Raw genomic sequence first — 14,921 nt, 5'->3', positions numbered from 1 at the left:
GAGAGCTCAAGGCCCGATCTCAATGGTCGCGAGGAGCCCGCGCCACCGAGTCCCGCAAACTGTAGAGCAACCTGCCTGTCGCATCCTCGTCGCCACGCAGCTTCACCCATTCGTCAATGGACCGCACAAAGTCTTCTCGGTCGAACAGGCCGCGCGCAAGCAGATGCTCCAGGAGCACTGCAAGGCTGTCGACAAGCCCCTGTCTCAACGCGTCGTCGCGCTTGAGAACGAGGATATCCATTGCCTGAACCTTCGCGCGCAGTTCTTCGAGCTCGCTCATCTTGCCGTCACTCTCACATTCGAAGATGTCGCGGGCGTCCGGCCAGCGATCGATCGCTTTCAGCAGGTCGCCCGCTTCTTGCCCAGCCAAGCTCGCCAGATCGGCTGCGACGGAGGCCAAGAGAGAGCCGGCGACTGGCGAATAGTCCGACTGCGCGCGTTTAAGCACAAATTCGGCCAGCAGTTCGTCAAGGGCGATCGCCTGTCTCTCGTCCAGAACGCGAATCAGCAAACCAAGAAGGCATGTCAGGCCGTCTTGTTGATAGAAGACGCATCCGTCGCTCATCAGAGCGGCTTCCAGCAGGCGCGACCTGATCGCCCCAATCGTGCTCGTCCCTGCGTCGTCCATGTTCCATGCCCCGGATCCCATCGCTGACATATCGACGAGCCCCACATCAAACAAGATATAGTTTCGCGGCGGATGATTGATCTCCGGAACATCGTCAAAAATCGGTTTCCGCCCTGGATCGATGTCGACCGGAAACTGTCGGGTTCGACAGCTCGCGGCCGCTCCGTCGGGCCTGCTGTAGCAGCAACACGCAGAGCTGTGACGTGACGAAGATCTCGATTTTAACGAAAGGCGGCTCGCCGAGCTGAACGTCAGGTGATCGGTGCGGCTGCCACCCCCATCACTCTGGTCGAGGCCCCGCAGCAGGATCGATCAGCGCGGCCGCCGCGCGTGTCAGGCGACGTCCTTGGTCCTTGCACCTTGGGGCGGCGGACTCCACTGGAGGTACTCTCTTACGGCGCAGCTTTAGGCCATTATCGCCATGCTCCAGAGGCGGCGCGGTTGGTAGCATGTGGCCCTCGCGCATTTGTGGGGGTTCAGATGGCGACGCGCCGCCGACACAAACCCGGCTTCTTGTTTTGGGTTCTGCTGCTCTTGCTCGCCGCCGGACTAACCTATGTGACGGTGCCCTTGTTGCTCGCCCACTATCCGGAAGCGGAAGGAGAGTTGCGCCGGAGCGACGGCGTCATGATCGCGAAACATTATGCTCCCGTTCAACGCGCCGCGACTTCGCCGTTGCGTGACACCGACCGGGTTGAGGATGATGATTGCGGGTTTACGTCGTCCAGCCGCCGCTGGAGTGGGTCTCAAAGGGAACGGCAGCTCCGGACGATCGGGCCCTGGGCTGCGATTACCCGCCTGAACGGGGGTTCGCTGACGTCCCGAGCGCAGCGCGCGCCAGGTTCGATCTCCTAGACTCGCACGCACGCAGCTATTCACAATGCTGACCCATCTCAGACGTTGCTTACCATCTGACTCTTACCGTAAATAGAAAATAACGTATGATCCGGTCCGGCGCGTAAGTAATGGTGAGATCTTTTACGGTCGAGTCGCTTTGTATTCGGCGTGACCCAGCCCGCCTGCAATAGGAGGTAAGGCATGGCGAACGACAACTCATGGGTACTTAGCGAGGCCGCTCGCCATGCCAGCACAGCGACGCACGGTTTCGGGAGCTGATTTCCGTTCAGTTTTTAGTCGCCTTTGATCTAGGGACTCGACGCCGCGACGGCATGCTCAGGCGGTGCGAAGTTGCGAATAGCTGCCCCAAGATCATCAAGACCGAAACAGAACTGGAATTCTACCAACAGCGCGCCTCCTCGGTCGCCACGGATGCATAAGGCAATGCGCTGGCTATGCTGGACGGCGCGCGCCTGTTCCTTTTGTCCAATCTGCAGCACCTTCAGGACCGAGGGAGCGAGCGGCGGCTCGCCCCCATTCTGATCGCCGAAGCCGTGGGGTCCTCCAATTGGATGGAGGCGGACGAGGCCGGCGCTGGGCGGCTCCCAGGCGCTTCGCGTGCGGATCGGCGTCCACTTCGCTACTTTATTTCGCCATGGTCCGTCGCTAGGAGCGAGAAGCCTTTGGTGGCTCTGACAGCGTAAGAAGAAGAAACGGAACCGTCGAGCCTGAGCTTAGAGGGGGCACGTTTTTGCGTTCATGCCTGTTTCGCCGCAGGACGACTGCGGGCGGCTGCGCTGCGGCCAAGTTCTTCGGACTTCTCACCGCAGTCGTGACGCTGACGGCGGCGGCCGAGACCTCGTCGGGAGCTTATGCGGATGGGGACACCCGATCCCTGACGCTGTTCCACACCCATCGCAACGAGACCGCGACGATCACCTATCGTCGTCACGGGCGTTTCGATTCGGACGGCCTCGACCAGCTCAACGCCTTCCTGCGCGACTGGCGCAACGACAAGACCACCAGGATGGATCCGCGGCTGTTCGACGTCGTGTGGGAGGCTTATCGCGAGGCCGGGTCGCGCGCGCCGATCCACATCGTCTCGGCCTACCGATCGCCCGAGACCAACGCCATGCTGCACCGCCGCTCGCGCGCCGTGTCCGAGCAGAGCCAGCACATGCTGGGCAAGGCGATGGACATCCGCATGCCTGACGTGGAGACGGGCAAGCTGCGCGCCACCGCGATGCGGCTGCAGCACGGCGGCGTGGGCTACTACGCCTCCGAAGCCTTCGTTCATGTCGACACCGGCAGCATCCGGGCGTGGCCGCGGATGACGCAGGACCAGCTCGCCCGCCTGTTCCCGGACGGCAAGACCGTGCACCTGCCCAGCAACGGCAAGCCCCTGCCCGGCTACCAGACGGCCCGGGCGGAGCTGCTGTCCCGCGGCGAGACCGTGGGCGGCGAGACGGTCGCGGTGGCGCAGGCGCAGATCGGGACCAAGAGCCTGTTCGCGGCGCTGTTCGGCGGCCGCGACGAGCCGGCCGAGCAGGCCGAGCCCGCCCTGCCGACCGCCGTGGCGGCCTATGCGCCGCCGGAGGACGCCGTCAGGGTCGCCGCGCCGCTTCCGCCGCGGCGGCCGGCCGAACTCCCGGGCGCCTTTCTGACCGCGGCGGCGGACACGCTGGTTCGGCCCGCCGACATGGAGACCTCCTCCGTCCTCGGCCGCTTCCTGAGCCAGGAGGCGGGCTGGGCCACAGCGCCCGACAAGCCGTCGGGCGTGAAGGCCCTGTTCGTCGTGGGGACGAAGCCCGCGGCCCGGAAACAGCCGCTTCGGATCGACGTCGCGAAGGTGCGCCCGCGCGCGCCCGAGCCGGTCGCGATCGCCGCGGGGCCAGGCCCGGTGCTGGACATCACCTTTTCCGACGCGCCCAACGCCGATCTCGGGCTGGCGCGCTTCGCCGGACCTGCGGTGCGTCCCCTGCCGGTGCTGACGATCGCCGACGCGACCGACGCCGGAATGCGCCTGGCGCGCGCCGTGACGGAGTGAGAGCGCGGTTCCCGGCGGGCTCCATAGCCGGGACTGGCTTCGGTACGTTCTTGGGTGGGAGCGCCTGACCTGTACCGGACCAGTTCCGCGAGGGCCGCTCACGGCCTTGGCGCGACTGTAGACATCGGCCGCGCCAACGCTATCCCGGTTGCGCCGGCCTGTCCCGATCGCGTCGCGCCTGCGGCGATTGAGCGCCTGCGTACGATCGGGGCCCGCCGATCCGGACTTCCACGGATTGCCGGACGGGCCGCGGTCGGCGACCCTGCTTGGCCAAGCTCGAGCCAAAATCCGTGGGCCGCCATGTCCATTCAGGACGTCGACTATCGCAGCCCCGACGAAGCCATGGAAGGGCTGCAAGGCCGAACGAGCCGCGTCGTCCGCGTGACGGCCGAGAGCCGTCGCTTCCGCTTGCGCTATCGGTCGACCGCTTTCTCCGGCGTGCACGTCTCCCGGACCTGGGAGACGAAGGCCTGCTTCGACATTTTCGGCCTCGCGGTGCCGGTGCTGTTCTTCCCGCTCCAGGGCGGGACGACGCTGGTCACGTCGTCTGGGCGCCACGACATGGCGCCGCGCAGCGACGGCTGCTTCACGGTAGCCGAGGACGCCCAGTTCATGCCGACCGACGGCTACAGCGAGCTGGTGCTGCGGCTCGACCCGGCGCTCCTGCAGTCCCATCTGCGCCTGATGGAGGTCGACGACCGGCTCCCCGACGCGCTGCGGGCCGCGGCGCTGCGCGACGATCTGCCGGGCCTGCGCCGGCTGCGCGAGACGGCCGCCGAGGCGCTCGAGCCCGACCGGGCGGAGCCGGCGGCATTCCGGGCGCGCTTTGCGGCCAGCATGGCGGAGGCCCTTAGCCTGCGGGCGGCGGCCATCCTGGCGAGAGCGGCGGGGCGGGAGCCGGTCGCCCCGGCGGCGGAAGCGCAGGGGCTGGGCGCCCATCGGGCGCTCAACCGCGCCGTCGACTACCTGGTCGCCCGGCTCGACGAGCCGGTCCGCCTCGCCGAGGTCGCGGCCGCTTCGGGGGTCAGCCTGCGTCGGCTGCAGGAGCTGTTCCGCCACAGGCTGAGCTGTTCGCCCGGAGAGTTCCTGCGCCGGCAGCGCCTGGCGCGCGCCCATGACCTGCTGCGGTCCGGGCATGTGGGCAGCGTCACCGAAGCCGCGATGGCGAGCGGCTTCAGCCATTTCGGCAAATTCAGCGCCTGGTATCGCCAGCGTTACGGCGAAGCGCCGTCCTCGACGCTGCGCGGGCCCGGCTGAGAGGCGCGCCGGTGCGCGTCAATCCACCCGTCCGGAATAGCGCGCCGCCAGCAGCCTGGCGGTGGCCATGATGCTCTCGCCCAGCTGCGGGATCTTGGCGGTCGGCATGCGCACAGCGGGCGCGGAGATCGACACGGCCCCGATCGGCTCGCCGTTTTCGTCGCGGATGGCGGCGGCGACGCAGCGCATGCCGACGGTGTGCTCCTCGTCGTCGACGCCATAGCCCCGCTCGCGCACTGCGTCGACGTCGGCCTGCAGCGCCGAAAGGGTGGTGTGGGTGTTGGGGGTGTAGCCCTGCAGCGTCAGCCTCGCCATCCTGGCGTCGCGCTCGTCGTCCGGCATGGCCGCCATGATGGCCTTGCCGGCCGCCGAGGCATGGATCGGCAGCCTGCGGCCGAGGCGAAAGAACGCCCGCACGGCCGCGTGGCTCTCCGCCTGCGCGACGCAGACCAGTTCGTCGCCGTCCAGCATCGAGAGGTTCACGGTCTCCTCGACGCGCTTCAGCAGCTCGCGGATGATCGGGCGGCCGATATCGGGAAGCTTGCGGATGCGCAGATAGGCGCCGCCGACGCGAAACAGCCCCACTCCGACGGTCCAGAGCCCCGTCTCGGCGTCCTGCGCGACGAAGCCGCGCCGCTGCAGCGTCATCAGCATGCGGTGGGCGGTGGAGGTCGGCAGGTCGCTGCGCCGCGCGACGTCGCTCAGCGGCAGGCCGTCCGCGTTGGACAGCACCTCCAGGACGCCGATGGCGCGGTCGAGGGATTGGATCTCGCCGCCGGCTTCGGCGTGGACGGAGGGGGGACGCCCGCGCTTGCGGGAGGGCAGCGGTGATGGGGCGACGACGTCGACCATGAGGCCTCCAGAACGCCTGATCTAGCACGGCGCGCGGCCGAAACAAATTTTCCGCCTATCAAGATGAATTTCCATTTGCATCCGCCGAACTGGCATGCCAGCATTCCCACATCGCGAAATGATTTCTCACTCCGCAAGGGACGGCGTGGGCCAGGGAGGGTCTGATGGCGCAGATGACTGCGATGCAAGCCGCTATGCGTGTGCTCGAAAGCGAAGGCGTCGACCTCGTTTTCGGCGTGCCGGGAGCCGCGATCCTGCCCTTCTACGAAGCCATGAAGGACAGCAGCGTCCAGCACATCCTCGTGCGCCACGAGGAGGGCGGCACCCATGCGGCCGAGGGCTACACGCGGGCCCGGTCCGGGGCGATCGGGGTCTGCGTCGGCACCTCGGGCCCGGCCGGCACCAACATGGTGACCGGGCTCTATTCGGCCATCGCCGACTCGATCCCGATCCTGTGCATCACCGGGCAGGCGCCGCGCGCCAAGCTGCACAAGGAGGATTTCCAGGCCGTCGACATCGCCGCCATCACCCGCCCGGTGACCAAGTGGTCCGTCACCGTGATGGAAGGGGCGCAGGTCCCCTGGGCGTTCCGCGAGGCGTTTCGGATCATGCGCTCCGGCCGGCCGGGGCCCGTGCATATCGACCTGCCCATCGACGTCCAGAAGGAGATGATCGAATACGATCCGGAGGTCGACGCCCCCCTCCCCGTCCACCGGCCCGCGCCCAACCCCAAGGCCATCGCGCGCGCCGTCGACATGCTGCTCGCCGCCGAGCGGCCCCTCATCGTGGCCGGCGGCGGGGTGATTAACGCCGACGCCTCCGAGCTCCTGGTCGAACTGGCCGAGCTCACCGGCACGCCGGTCGTGCCGACCCTGAAGGGCTGGGGCGCCATCGCGGACGACCATCCCCTCAACGCCGGCATGGTCGGGCTGCAGACGCAGCATCGCTACGGCAACGCCAGCTTCCTGCAGAGCGACCTCGTGCTGGGCATCGGCAACCGCTGGGCCAACCGCCACACCGGCGGCATGGACGTCTACCGCAAGGGCCGCACATTCATTCACATCGACATCGAGCCGACCCAGATCGGGCGGGTGTTCTGCCCGGACCTCGGCATCGTGGCGGACGCCAAGCTGGCGCTTGAGGCGCTGGTCGCGGAAGCGCGGACGCGGCGCGTGCCGCAGCGCTCCTGGCCGGCCGAATGCCTCGCCCGCAAGCATACCATGCTGCGCCGCACGGACTTCGACGACAAGCCGATCAAGCCGCAGCGCGTCTTCCACGAGGTCAACAAGGCCTTCGACCGCGACACGCAGTTCGTCACCGCGATCGGGCTCTACCAGATCGCGTCCGGGCAGTTCCAGACGATCCACAAGCCGCGCCACTACATCGTGTGCGGCCAGGCGGGCCCGCTCGGCTGGGAGATCTCGGCCTGCACCGGCGCCAAGCTCGCCAAACCGGACAAGGAGGTGGTCGGCATTGTGGGCGACTACTCCTTCCAGTTCCTCATCGAGGAGCTGGCCGTGGCGGCCCAGTACCGCGTGCCCTTCGTGATGGTGATCCTCAACAACGCCTATCTGGGCCTCATCCGGCAGGCCGAGCGCGGCTACAAGATGGACTACGAGGTCCAGCTCTCCTTTCAGAACATCAACTCGCCCGAGATCGGCGACTATGGCGTCGACCACGTGAAGGCGGTCGAGGCCTTCGGCTGCATCGCGGCGCGGGTCTTCGATCCGGGCGATCTCGGGGCGACCCTGCGCTGGGCGCGCGAGGAGGCGCGCACGCAGCGCGTGCCCGTCGTCGTGGAGGTGATCACCGAGCGGGTCACCAACATCGCCATGGGGCCGGAGATCGACCAGGTGGTGGAGTTCGAGGAGACGCTCGACCTGGCGCTCGCGCCCGGATCGGCCCGCTGAACGACCCGCCCATCCACTTCACGAACTGGGGAGACATCTCATGAGAGTGACCGTTTACGGGGCCGGCGCGATCGGCGGCTACATGGGCGCCCTTCTGTCCAAGGCGGGCGCGGACGTGACCTTCATCGCCCGCGGGGCGCATCTGGACGCGATGCGGCGCAACGGCGTGCGGGTCATCCGCAAGGAGGACGAAATCGTCGCCCATCCCCGCTGCACGGACGACCCGTCCGAGGCCGGGCCGCAGGATTTCGTGATCCTGGCGCTGAAGGCCCATTCGGTGCCGGGCGTCGTGGAGGCCATGCAGCCGCTCCTCGGCAACGAGACCGGCATCGTGACCGCCGTCAACGGCATCCCCTATTGGTACTTCCACCGCCATGGCGGGCGGCTCGAGGGCTCGACGCTGGAGAGCATCGATCCGGGCGGCGAGCAGTGGCGTCGCTTCGGCCCGGAGCGCGCCATCGGCTGCGTCGTCTATCCGGCGACCGAGGTGGTGGAGCCGGGCGTCATCAAGCATGTCTACGGGGACAAGTTCCCGATCGGCGAGCCCTCGGGCGAGCTGTCGGACCGCGTCCAGCGTTTCTCGGCGCTGATGGCCGACGCCGGGCTGCGCGCGCCCGTGCTCGACAACATCCGCGACGAGATCTGGCTGAAGCTGTGGGGCAATTTGTGCTTCAACCCGATTAGCGCGCTCACCGGGGCCACGCTCGACGTGATCTGCTCCGACCCCGGCACGCGGGCGGTGGCCAAGGCGATGATGCTGGAGGCCAAGGCCATCGCCGACGTCGTCGGGGTCCGCTTCCGGGTGGACGTCGAGCGGCGCATCGACGGCGCGGGCGCAGTGGGCGCGCACAAGACCTCAATGCTGCAGGACCTGGAGCGCGGCCGGCCGATGGAGATCGACCCGCTGGTCACGGTCGTGCAGGAGATGGGGACGCTGGTGGGCATGCCCACCCCCACCATCGACACGGTCCTGGCGCTGGTGCGCCAGCGCGCCGCCAACGCCGTCCGGCACTGAGGCGCGCGCCATGACCCACTGGATCCGCTACCTGCATGACGGCGAAATCGGCTTCGGATCGCTCGACGGCGACGCCATCCGGGCGCATGGGGGCGACCTGTTCGGCCCCGGCGGGCCGACCGGGACGATCCTGCGGCTCGCCGACGTCGACGTGCTCGCCCCAACCCGCCCGACCAAGATCATCGCGCTGTGGAACAATTATCGGGCGCTCGCGCAAAAGCTCGGGTCGCCCATCCCGGAGGAGCCGCTCTATCTTTTGAAGGCGCCGACGAGTTGCGCCCGTCCGGGGGCCGAGATCCGGCGCCCCCGGTCCTATGACGGCCGCATCGTGTTCGAAGGCGAGCTCGGGATCGTCATCGGGCGGATCTGCAGCAACGCCGGCGAGGCGGACGCGCAGGCGTCCATTCTGGGCTATGTCTGCGTCAACGACATCACGGCGGCCGACCTGATCGGCAAGGACGCGAGCTTTCCCCAATGGGCACGCGCCAAGAGCTTCGACGGGTTCTGCCCGTTCGGGCCGGTGGTGGCGACCGAACTCGATCTCGCCGAGGCGAGGATCCGGACGCTGCTCGACGGCGAGGAGCGCCAGAACTACCCGCTGTCGGACGCGGTGTTCCAGCCGGCGCGCCTGGTCAGCCTGCTGTCGCGCGACATGACGCTGCTGCCGGGCGATCTGATCTGCATGGGCACCTCGCTTGGCGTCGGGGCGATGCGGGGTCCGGCGAACAGGGTCGAGGTGGTGATCGACGGCGTGGGAACGCTGAGCAACATCCTGGCTGGGTAGCGGCCGGCGGTCGCAACCGGATGCAACCTCGTGGTAAAGGCTCATGGACTCACATCTGGAGAGCTCCATGACCTTCGTCCGACTGGCCGCCGCAACACTCCTTCTCGCCGGCTGCGCCGCGCAGGCGCAAGCTCAGACCCAGGCCCCGGCGCCGACGGCGGCGCAGGCCGTCAGCCACAAGGCCGAGGTGGAGCCCGGGCAGGACGCGCAGCTCGGCATCTTCGGAGGGCTCAATCCCGACTGTACGCCCGTCCCGGTGCCCGACATCCGCATCGTGAAGCCGCCGACGAAGGGCACCGTGATCATCCGCGCCGGGCGCACCACCGTGCCGGCCAGCGCCGCGCGCTGCGCCGGCGTGGACGTGCCCGTACAGGCGCTGTTCTTCCGGGGGGAGCCGAAATTCGCCGGGCCGGACGTCGTGACCGTGGAGGTCGGCTCCGGCCCCAGGATCCAGACCCACATCATCGACGTGGTCGCCAAGCGCTGAGCCCGCCGGACCGCCCCCAGGTCTGGCGCGGCGCAGCGGCGCTTGAGCTTGTATGCGGGAAACCCAACCCCATGTAAGATGGGTGAGACGGACCCCGGCGACGCCGAGCGGGACCGTCCATCCGAGCCATCGTCCGACCACGGATGTACTGGCGAGTTGATCGCTCGGGTCTGCGGAATGGGAACGCCGCCAAGAGGTAACTCTCGGCGGCTTTTTCGCGTTTAGGATCGCCTGTGCGAAGCGCGCTCTCGCCGACTGTGCGGGTTCGCACAGGACGGCGCTAGGCGGCGCTGATCTCACGCGCGCCGAGCCGGCGCGATTGCGCTGCGGGCTGCTTCCGGGCTGCCGCTCGCAATTTAACCCGTCCCAGTTCGGAACAATCAATGGCCGGGACGCTTAACGGCTCGTCGGACCAAAATTGGTTGCACTGCGAAATCGGAGATTCTCTTATGAATGCTGCGACTCTTCCTCTTTTTGGCTACCAACCCGCGACGGACGATCTTGAAACATTGACTGCGGAAGTCACTCAGCGCGTCAGGGGCAACGAGCCGGCGCGCCTCGTCGTCACCATGAATGTGGACCACGTGGTGCAACTTGCGAAGCGCGCCGATTTTCGGGCGGCCTATTCCTCCGCCTGGCTTGTAACGATCGATGGCGCGCCGGTGTCCGCCTTTGCAAAGCTTAAGGGTCTGAAGGGCGCGACGCGGGTCACGGGCGCGGATCTGTTTGCGCAGGTGTTCGACCGTTTGTCGCCGGGTCGCCAACGCCCGTTCTTTGTGGTCAGCAGTCCGGAAGTGGGCGAAGCGCTGGGGAAGGACCTCGTCGCACGCGGTTTCGCGCCGGGCGAATACGCGTTCCATATTCCTGAGTTCGGCTTCGAGCGCTCGGAACGCGCCACAAACGACCTGCTAGTCGCGATCGAACGATTTGCGCCCACCCAGATCTTTTTCGGGGTCGGAGCGCCGAAATCCGAGATCTTCGTCGCCCAACATAGGGACCGCCTTGGAAGCTGTTACGTCCTGTGCGTCGGAGCCGGCATCGAGTATCGCGCAGGGATTCTAAAACGCGCGCCGGTCGCGTGGCAAAAGGCCGGCATGGAGTGGCTATGGCGGCTCGCGTCAGACCCGAAGCGCCTGTATCGCCGCTACCTCGTCGACTCATGGCGATTCCTCTACCTCGCCTCCCAGGACCTCTTCTCAGCGTCGCTTCGGTCGGAATCCGCCTCTGATAGGATAAGCGGATGACTTGATCGTGAGGGGTCTGCTGAGCTACCGGCTCAGACTCCCCGCCCCGTCCGCCTCAGCTTCTCGCCCCCTGCGCGGCTGCGCCAGACGGCGGTCCCAAAGCCCGTGGTCACGAACCCGGCCTGCAAGGCGAGCGTCCCCGCCAATGCGACCAGGGCGGCCCCTCCGAGCGTCTGTCCGCTCACCCACACGCTCAAAAGGGCGGCTGTGAACACCGCGACGCTGCTGATGAACACGATGATCCAGCTCAGGAAGAATCCCGACGCTAACCCCGCCACACCCATCAGAACACAGAATATGATCATCAGGCCATCAGGTCCGCGGCACGGCCATTCCACTCTCCTCGCCGCGCGATTGCCGCGACAGTAGCACCGCACTTGCGAGCTGTCTGTGTTTAACGCGAACGGCGATCTCCTGTCCTCACATCTTGCCATCGGCCAAGAAGCGCTGCTCTTCAAAAAGAATATGCCATGCGGATTAGGCAGATCGGTTGATCGTCCACCCGACGCCACCCTTGAATCAGTGGGTTCGACCCAGGCTTACAGGGTGACACGGCTTCGCCCCAAAAGGTTTAGCCGCGGTCCCATATCCCCGTGGGTTGCGCTCAGTCCAACTCGTTCGATCAATCGATTCAGCGACCCGGGCTGAGTCACGAAGACAAAACCCGAAGCACCTTCTTCACCCGGCGCCGGCGCTCCACAGGCTGTTTACCCGCGGTTAAGAGCAAGGGCGTCCCATGAGCCGATCCCGAATCATGTCGGAGCAAGGTTCATGGTCGCGCTCAGCGCCTATGTCGGTAACGATGCGTCGGACCTCGCCGCGTTCTCGCACTGGCTTGGCCGACCGGTCGACCATGTCCTGTTCTATCTCAACGACTGGAACTGGGCCGCCTTCGACAGTTCCGTGCCCTGGGCCGCCGATCTGTGGAAGGGGTCGGGGGCGGACGTGATCTGGTCCGTCCCCCTCGTCGTGCAGGGAGCGAGCCTGGAGCAGGCGGCCGCCGGCGCCTTCGACGGCCACTACAAGCTCGCCGCCAACGCGCTGGCGCAGTCGGCCGACAGCAGCGGCCCCATCTATGTGCGGGTCGGATGGGAGTTCAACGGCGACTGGATGCCCTGGTCGGCCAAGGGACACGAGGACGCCTTCATCGGGGCGTTCCGCGATCTCGTCCAGACCTTCCGGGGCGTGTCCGACCGGTTCAAATTCGTCTGGGACGTCAATATCGGCGGCTCGGTGATCGATCCCGCCACGGCCTATCCGGGCGACGCCTATGTGGACGTCGTCGGGACCGACTTCTACTACAACCTGCAATGGGACTCGCCGGACGGACACGCCGCCTTCCAGAGCAAGGTCAACGGGCCCTACGGGCTGCAATGGCAGCAGGACTTCGCCGCCGCCCACCACAAGGCGACCGCCGTCTCCGAATGGGGCGTGCAGAGCGACAACGCCGAGGGCTACATCCAGGACGCGGCGCGCTGGTTCAACGACCACGGCATGGTGTTCCAGAACTACTGGGAAACCAACGCGGCGAACTTCAACGGGCAGTTCCACGCCGGCCAGAACCCGCATTCAGGCGCGGCGTTCAAGGCGGCCTTCGGGCCGGCCGGCTCGTCCGGCGGCGGGCCGGCTTCGGCTCCGGGCGCCAGCCTCGATCCGGACGCCGCCGGCGTGGGCCGGCTCTACTGGGCCATTCTGGGCCGGGACGCCGACCAGGGCGGCCAGACCGCCTTCACCAGCGCCGTCAAGCACGGGGCGAGCCCATCGGACGTGGCCGCCACGATGCTGAACTCGCAGGAGTTTCACCAGCAGCACGGGTCGATGGCGTCGTCGGCCTTCGTGGACCTTCTCTACCAGGGAGCGCTTGGCCGCTCCGCCGACGGCTCGGGCCTGCATTTCTGGCAGGGCCTCTTGGATTCGGGCGTCTCGCGGGCGTCGGTGGCGGTGGGGATCGCCCAGAGCGCCGACGCGCAACAGCATCTCGCGTCCCAGATCCATACGGCCTGGACGCTGCTCTGACGCGGCTCAGCCCTGGGGACCGGCCCGGTACATGCGCGCCGCCGCCTGCGGCTTCAGCACGCGCCGGAGCGCGCGGAACGCGCCGGGGAACCGCCAGCGCAGCGCCGTCTTGACGGCGAGGGCCCGCTCCGCCGCGTTTTGCGGACGGCGCGAGCGCAGCGGGTCGGGCAGGCCGGCGGCGTCCTGGGCGGCGAAGAAGAGGTCGCTGTAGTGGACGCGGAACGCTTCGTTCCACGGCTTGTGGCTCGTGGTGTAGTGCACGAGGCGCGGACGGCGGCGCAGCTCGCGGTAGTCCGCCTCGGTGAGCTGCAGGAAGTCGGGCGGCACGTCGGCGCAGCGGGGCTGGTAGTTCCACTCCATGCCGACGAAGCGCACCTTCCCGCGCAGGACCATGTTGAGCGCGTCCTGGTCCATCCAGGGCAGCTCGCGTCCTCTCGCGGCCAGGAGATCGAGGATGGCGTATTCGGCCCCCTCCTGCCTCCAGCGCGCGCGGTCGATCAGCAGCATGCCGGAGTTGAAATAGGGCTCGTCCTCGGCGAAGCCGATCTGCTCCGGGTCCTGCCGGAACGGGTCGCGCGACGCCGCCAGCACGGCGCCGCCGAGATCCGTGCTCCACAGCGGCCGCAGGTCGCCGCACACCACCACGTCGGCGTCGATGTAGAGCACGCGCTCGATGGCGGGGTCCAGGAAGCGGTCGAAGATGAGCCGCGTATAGATGCTTCTGGGGAACGCCTTGGTGACATGCAGGCCGTCGAACACCGACGCGTCCAGGTCGTGGAAGGTCAGGCTCATGTCGGGATGGCGCGCGACCAGCGGGTCGAAGATGGCGGCCGATGCGGCGCGGTCGCGGTCGAAAGCCGCGATGTGGACGTCGAGGCCGCCCGGGGTGGCCCTGGCCAGCGAGCTCACGGCGACGCCGGCCTGGCGCCGGTAGTTCTCGTCGACGCACAGCAGAATGCAGATCCGGTCGGTCACGCTGCGGTCCTCCGGCGGTTCTCGGGGGCGATGAAGGAGCGCGCCGCCCGACGCAGTGCGCCGCGATATTCGGGGGTGCTGAGGCGGCCGTTCGCGACGAAATAGGCCCCCACGGCCAGCTTGCGCACGAATTCGCGCATGAGGCTCGGCTTGCGCCAGGCGTGGCGGGACAGCACCAGCAGCGTGCCGGGGAAATACTTGGAGGCGGACGCCTGGTCCGATTCCGGATGCCCGACCAGCGGCCGAGGGATGAACCCGACCGACCGCGCCCGCAGCGAGGCGCGGATGACGAAATCGGTGTCTTCGCCGCCCTTGGCCGGTGTGCCGAGCCCCAGCTCCGGATCGAACAGCCCAAGCTGGGGCAAAAGGACGCCGCGCAGCATCATGTTGTTGGAGCTGCTGAGCCGGACCAGCTGCGGCGTCGTCGGCTCGACGACCTCCTGGGGCGTCGGCGGACGCTCATCAGGCGTCATCGAGACCCGGCAGATCAACAGATCGAGCGTCGGCCGGGCCGCGAACAGCGCCATCACCGAGCCCAGCAGGCGCTCCGGCAGCCAGCAGTCGTCGTCCGGGAATGCGACGAGGTCGTCCTCGCCGAAGCTCTCCGCCGCGAGCGCCGCGCGCAGCAGTTCGTTGCGGGCGGCGGACAGGGACATGCGCCCCGGCGACCGCATCAGCCGCATCCTGGCCGGGGCCGTCGCCGCATAGGCGGTGAACTCCGCCTCGGCGCAGTTCTGCAGCATCACATAGTGCACGACGGGACTGGCGAGCCCCGACTGCGTCCCGACGGAGTCCAGCAGGCGCTGGAAGTCCGCCTTGCGGGGTCCGGCGAAATCCGTCGTCGAGAACAGGTAGATGGTCATTGCGAG

13 protein-coding genes are annotated in these 14,921 nt (G+C 67.6%); 8 read left to right on the top strand and 5 right to left on the bottom strand.

The window, feature by feature from the left end:
* Positions 1-19: 19 nt before the first annotated feature.
* Complete coding sequence (locus ABEG18_RS05330; protein ID WP_406857059.1) at positions 20-628, bottom strand: hypothetical protein; 609 nt, start codon at positions 626-628, stop codon at positions 20-22.
* Between the two features lie 1,588 nt (positions 629-2,216).
* Between ABEG18_RS05330 and ABEG18_RS05325 the strand changes: the two genes are divergently transcribed.
* Both ABEG18_RS05325 and ABEG18_RS05320 read left to right on the top strand, forming a co-directional pair.
* Positions 2,217-3,512 (top strand): DUF882 domain-containing protein, encoded by a 1,296-nt coding sequence (locus tag ABEG18_RS05325; protein ID WP_406857058.1) that lies wholly within the window; start codon positions 2,217-2,219, stop codon positions 3,510-3,512.
* A gap of 300 nt (positions 3,513-3,812) precedes the next feature.
* The gene (locus ABEG18_RS05320; protein ID WP_406857057.1) at positions 3,813-4,769 is read left to right on the top strand and encodes a helix-turn-helix transcriptional regulator; all 957 of its coding nucleotides are present in this window, start codon (positions 3,813-3,815) and stop codon (positions 4,767-4,769) included.
* 18 nt (positions 4,770-4,787) lie between these two features.
* Here the strand turns inward: ABEG18_RS05320 and ABEG18_RS05315 are convergent, their stop codons facing one another.
* Positions 4,788-5,621 (bottom strand): IclR family transcriptional regulator, encoded by an 834-nt coding sequence (locus ABEG18_RS05315; protein ID WP_406857056.1) that lies wholly within the window; start codon positions 5,619-5,621, stop codon positions 4,788-4,790.
* 164 nt (positions 5,622-5,785) lie between these two features.
* Between ABEG18_RS05315 and gcl the strand changes: the two genes are divergently transcribed.
* From gcl to ABEG18_RS05290, 5 genes are all read left to right on the top strand, one after another.
* Positions 5,786-7,531 carry a glyoxylate carboligase gene (gene gcl / locus ABEG18_RS05310; protein WP_406857055.1) on the top strand — a complete coding sequence of 582 codons (1,746 nt, stop codon included), beginning with the start codon at positions 5,786-5,788 and terminating at the stop codon, positions 7,529-7,531.
* Positions 7,532-7,571: 40 nt separating this feature from the next.
* Positions 7,572-8,546, top strand: a complete 975-nt coding sequence (locus tag ABEG18_RS05305; RefSeq protein WP_406857054.1) for a 2-dehydropantoate 2-reductase — start codon at positions 7,572-7,574, stop codon at positions 8,544-8,546.
* 10 nt (positions 8,547-8,556) lie between these two features.
* Complete coding sequence (locus tag ABEG18_RS05300) at positions 8,557-9,330, top strand: fumarylacetoacetate hydrolase family protein (protein WP_406857053.1); 774 nt, start codon at positions 8,557-8,559, stop codon at positions 9,328-9,330.
* A gap of 67 nt (positions 9,331-9,397) precedes the next feature.
* On the top strand, positions 9,398-9,817 hold the full coding sequence (locus ABEG18_RS05295; protein ID WP_406857052.1) for a hypothetical protein: 420 nt from the start codon (positions 9,398-9,400) through the stop codon (positions 9,815-9,817).
* A 449-nt stretch (positions 9,818-10,266) separates the two neighbouring features.
* Positions 10,267-11,061: a WecB/TagA/CpsF family glycosyltransferase gene (locus ABEG18_RS05290; protein WP_406857051.1), complete on the top strand. Its 795-nt coding sequence runs from the start codon at positions 10,267-10,269 to the stop codon at positions 11,059-11,061.
* A gap of 32 nt (positions 11,062-11,093) precedes the next feature.
* Here the strand turns inward: ABEG18_RS05290 and ABEG18_RS05285 are convergent, their stop codons facing one another.
* Positions 11,094-11,366: a hypothetical protein gene (locus tag ABEG18_RS05285; protein WP_406857050.1), complete on the bottom strand. Its 273-nt coding sequence runs from the start codon at positions 11,364-11,366 to the stop codon at positions 11,094-11,096.
* Between the two features lie 466 nt (positions 11,367-11,832).
* Here ABEG18_RS05285 and ABEG18_RS05280 point away from each other — a divergent pair, with 466 nt between their 5' ends.
* Positions 11,833-13,077 carry a DUF4214 domain-containing protein gene (locus tag ABEG18_RS05280; RefSeq protein ID WP_406857049.1) on the top strand — a complete coding sequence of 415 codons (1,245 nt, stop codon included), beginning with the start codon at positions 11,833-11,835 and terminating at the stop codon, positions 13,075-13,077.
* A gap of 6 nt (positions 13,078-13,083) precedes the next feature.
* Here ABEG18_RS05280 and ABEG18_RS05275 read toward each other — a convergent pair whose 3' ends face one another.
* Complete coding sequence (locus ABEG18_RS05275; protein ID WP_406857048.1) at positions 13,084-14,052, bottom strand: glycosyltransferase family 8 protein; 969 nt, start codon at positions 14,050-14,052, stop codon at positions 13,084-13,086.
* Entirely contained in the window at positions 14,049-14,915 is an 867-nt protein-coding gene (locus ABEG18_RS05270; protein WP_406857047.1) for a glycosyltransferase family 2 protein, read from the bottom strand. Before ABEG18_RS05270 ends, ABEG18_RS05275 begins: the two co-directional genes overlap by 4 nt.
* Positions 14,916-14,921: the final 6 nt, after the last annotated feature.

Source organism: Alsobacter sp. KACC 23698 (assembly GCF_045348435.1).
In the GTDB taxonomy this organism is placed as follows: domain Bacteria; phylum Pseudomonadota; class Alphaproteobacteria; order Rhizobiales; family Beijerinckiaceae; genus Alsobacter.
Note: the sequence above shows the minus strand (reverse complement) of the source record. Positions and strands in the feature narration are given on the sequence as shown.

What these genes read in the sequence shown, in the direction of transcription:
- ABEG18_RS05305 (WP_406857054.1), top strand. Translation starts at nt 7,572, where the DNA reads ATGAGAGTGACCGTTTACGGGGCCGGCGCGATCGGCGGCTACATGGGC.
- ABEG18_RS05285 (WP_406857050.1), bottom strand. Translation starts at nt 11,366, where the DNA reads ATGATCATATTCTGTGTTCTGATGGGTGTGGCGGGGTTAGCGTCGGGA.
- ABEG18_RS05300 (WP_406857053.1), top strand. Translation starts at nt 8,557, where the DNA reads ATGACCCACTGGATCCGCTACCTGCATGACGGCGAAATCGGCTTCGGA.
- gcl (WP_406857055.1), top strand. Translation starts at nt 5,786, where the DNA reads ATGGCGCAGATGACTGCGATGCAAGCCGCTATGCGTGTGCTCGAAAGC.
- ABEG18_RS05270 (WP_406857047.1), bottom strand. Translation starts at nt 14,915, where the DNA reads ATGACCATCTACCTGTTCTCGACGACGGATTTCGCCGGACCCCGCAAG.
- ABEG18_RS05315 (WP_406857056.1), bottom strand. Translation starts at nt 5,621, where the DNA reads ATGGTCGACGTCGTCGCCCCATCACCGCTGCCCTCCCGCAAGCGCGGG.
- ABEG18_RS05280 (WP_406857049.1), top strand. Translation starts at nt 11,833, where the DNA reads ATGGTCGCGCTCAGCGCCTATGTCGGTAACGATGCGTCGGACCTCGCC.
- ABEG18_RS05295 (WP_406857052.1), top strand. Translation starts at nt 9,398, where the DNA reads ATGACCTTCGTCCGACTGGCCGCCGCAACACTCCTTCTCGCCGGCTGC.
- ABEG18_RS05290 (WP_406857051.1), top strand. Translation starts at nt 10,267, where the DNA reads ATGAATGCTGCGACTCTTCCTCTTTTTGGCTACCAACCCGCGACGGAC.
- ABEG18_RS05330 (WP_406857059.1), bottom strand. Translation starts at nt 628, where the DNA reads ATGGACGACGCAGGGACGAGCACGATTGGGGCGATCAGGTCGCGCCTG.
- ABEG18_RS05320 (WP_406857057.1), top strand. Translation starts at nt 3,813, where the DNA reads ATGTCCATTCAGGACGTCGACTATCGCAGCCCCGACGAAGCCATGGAA.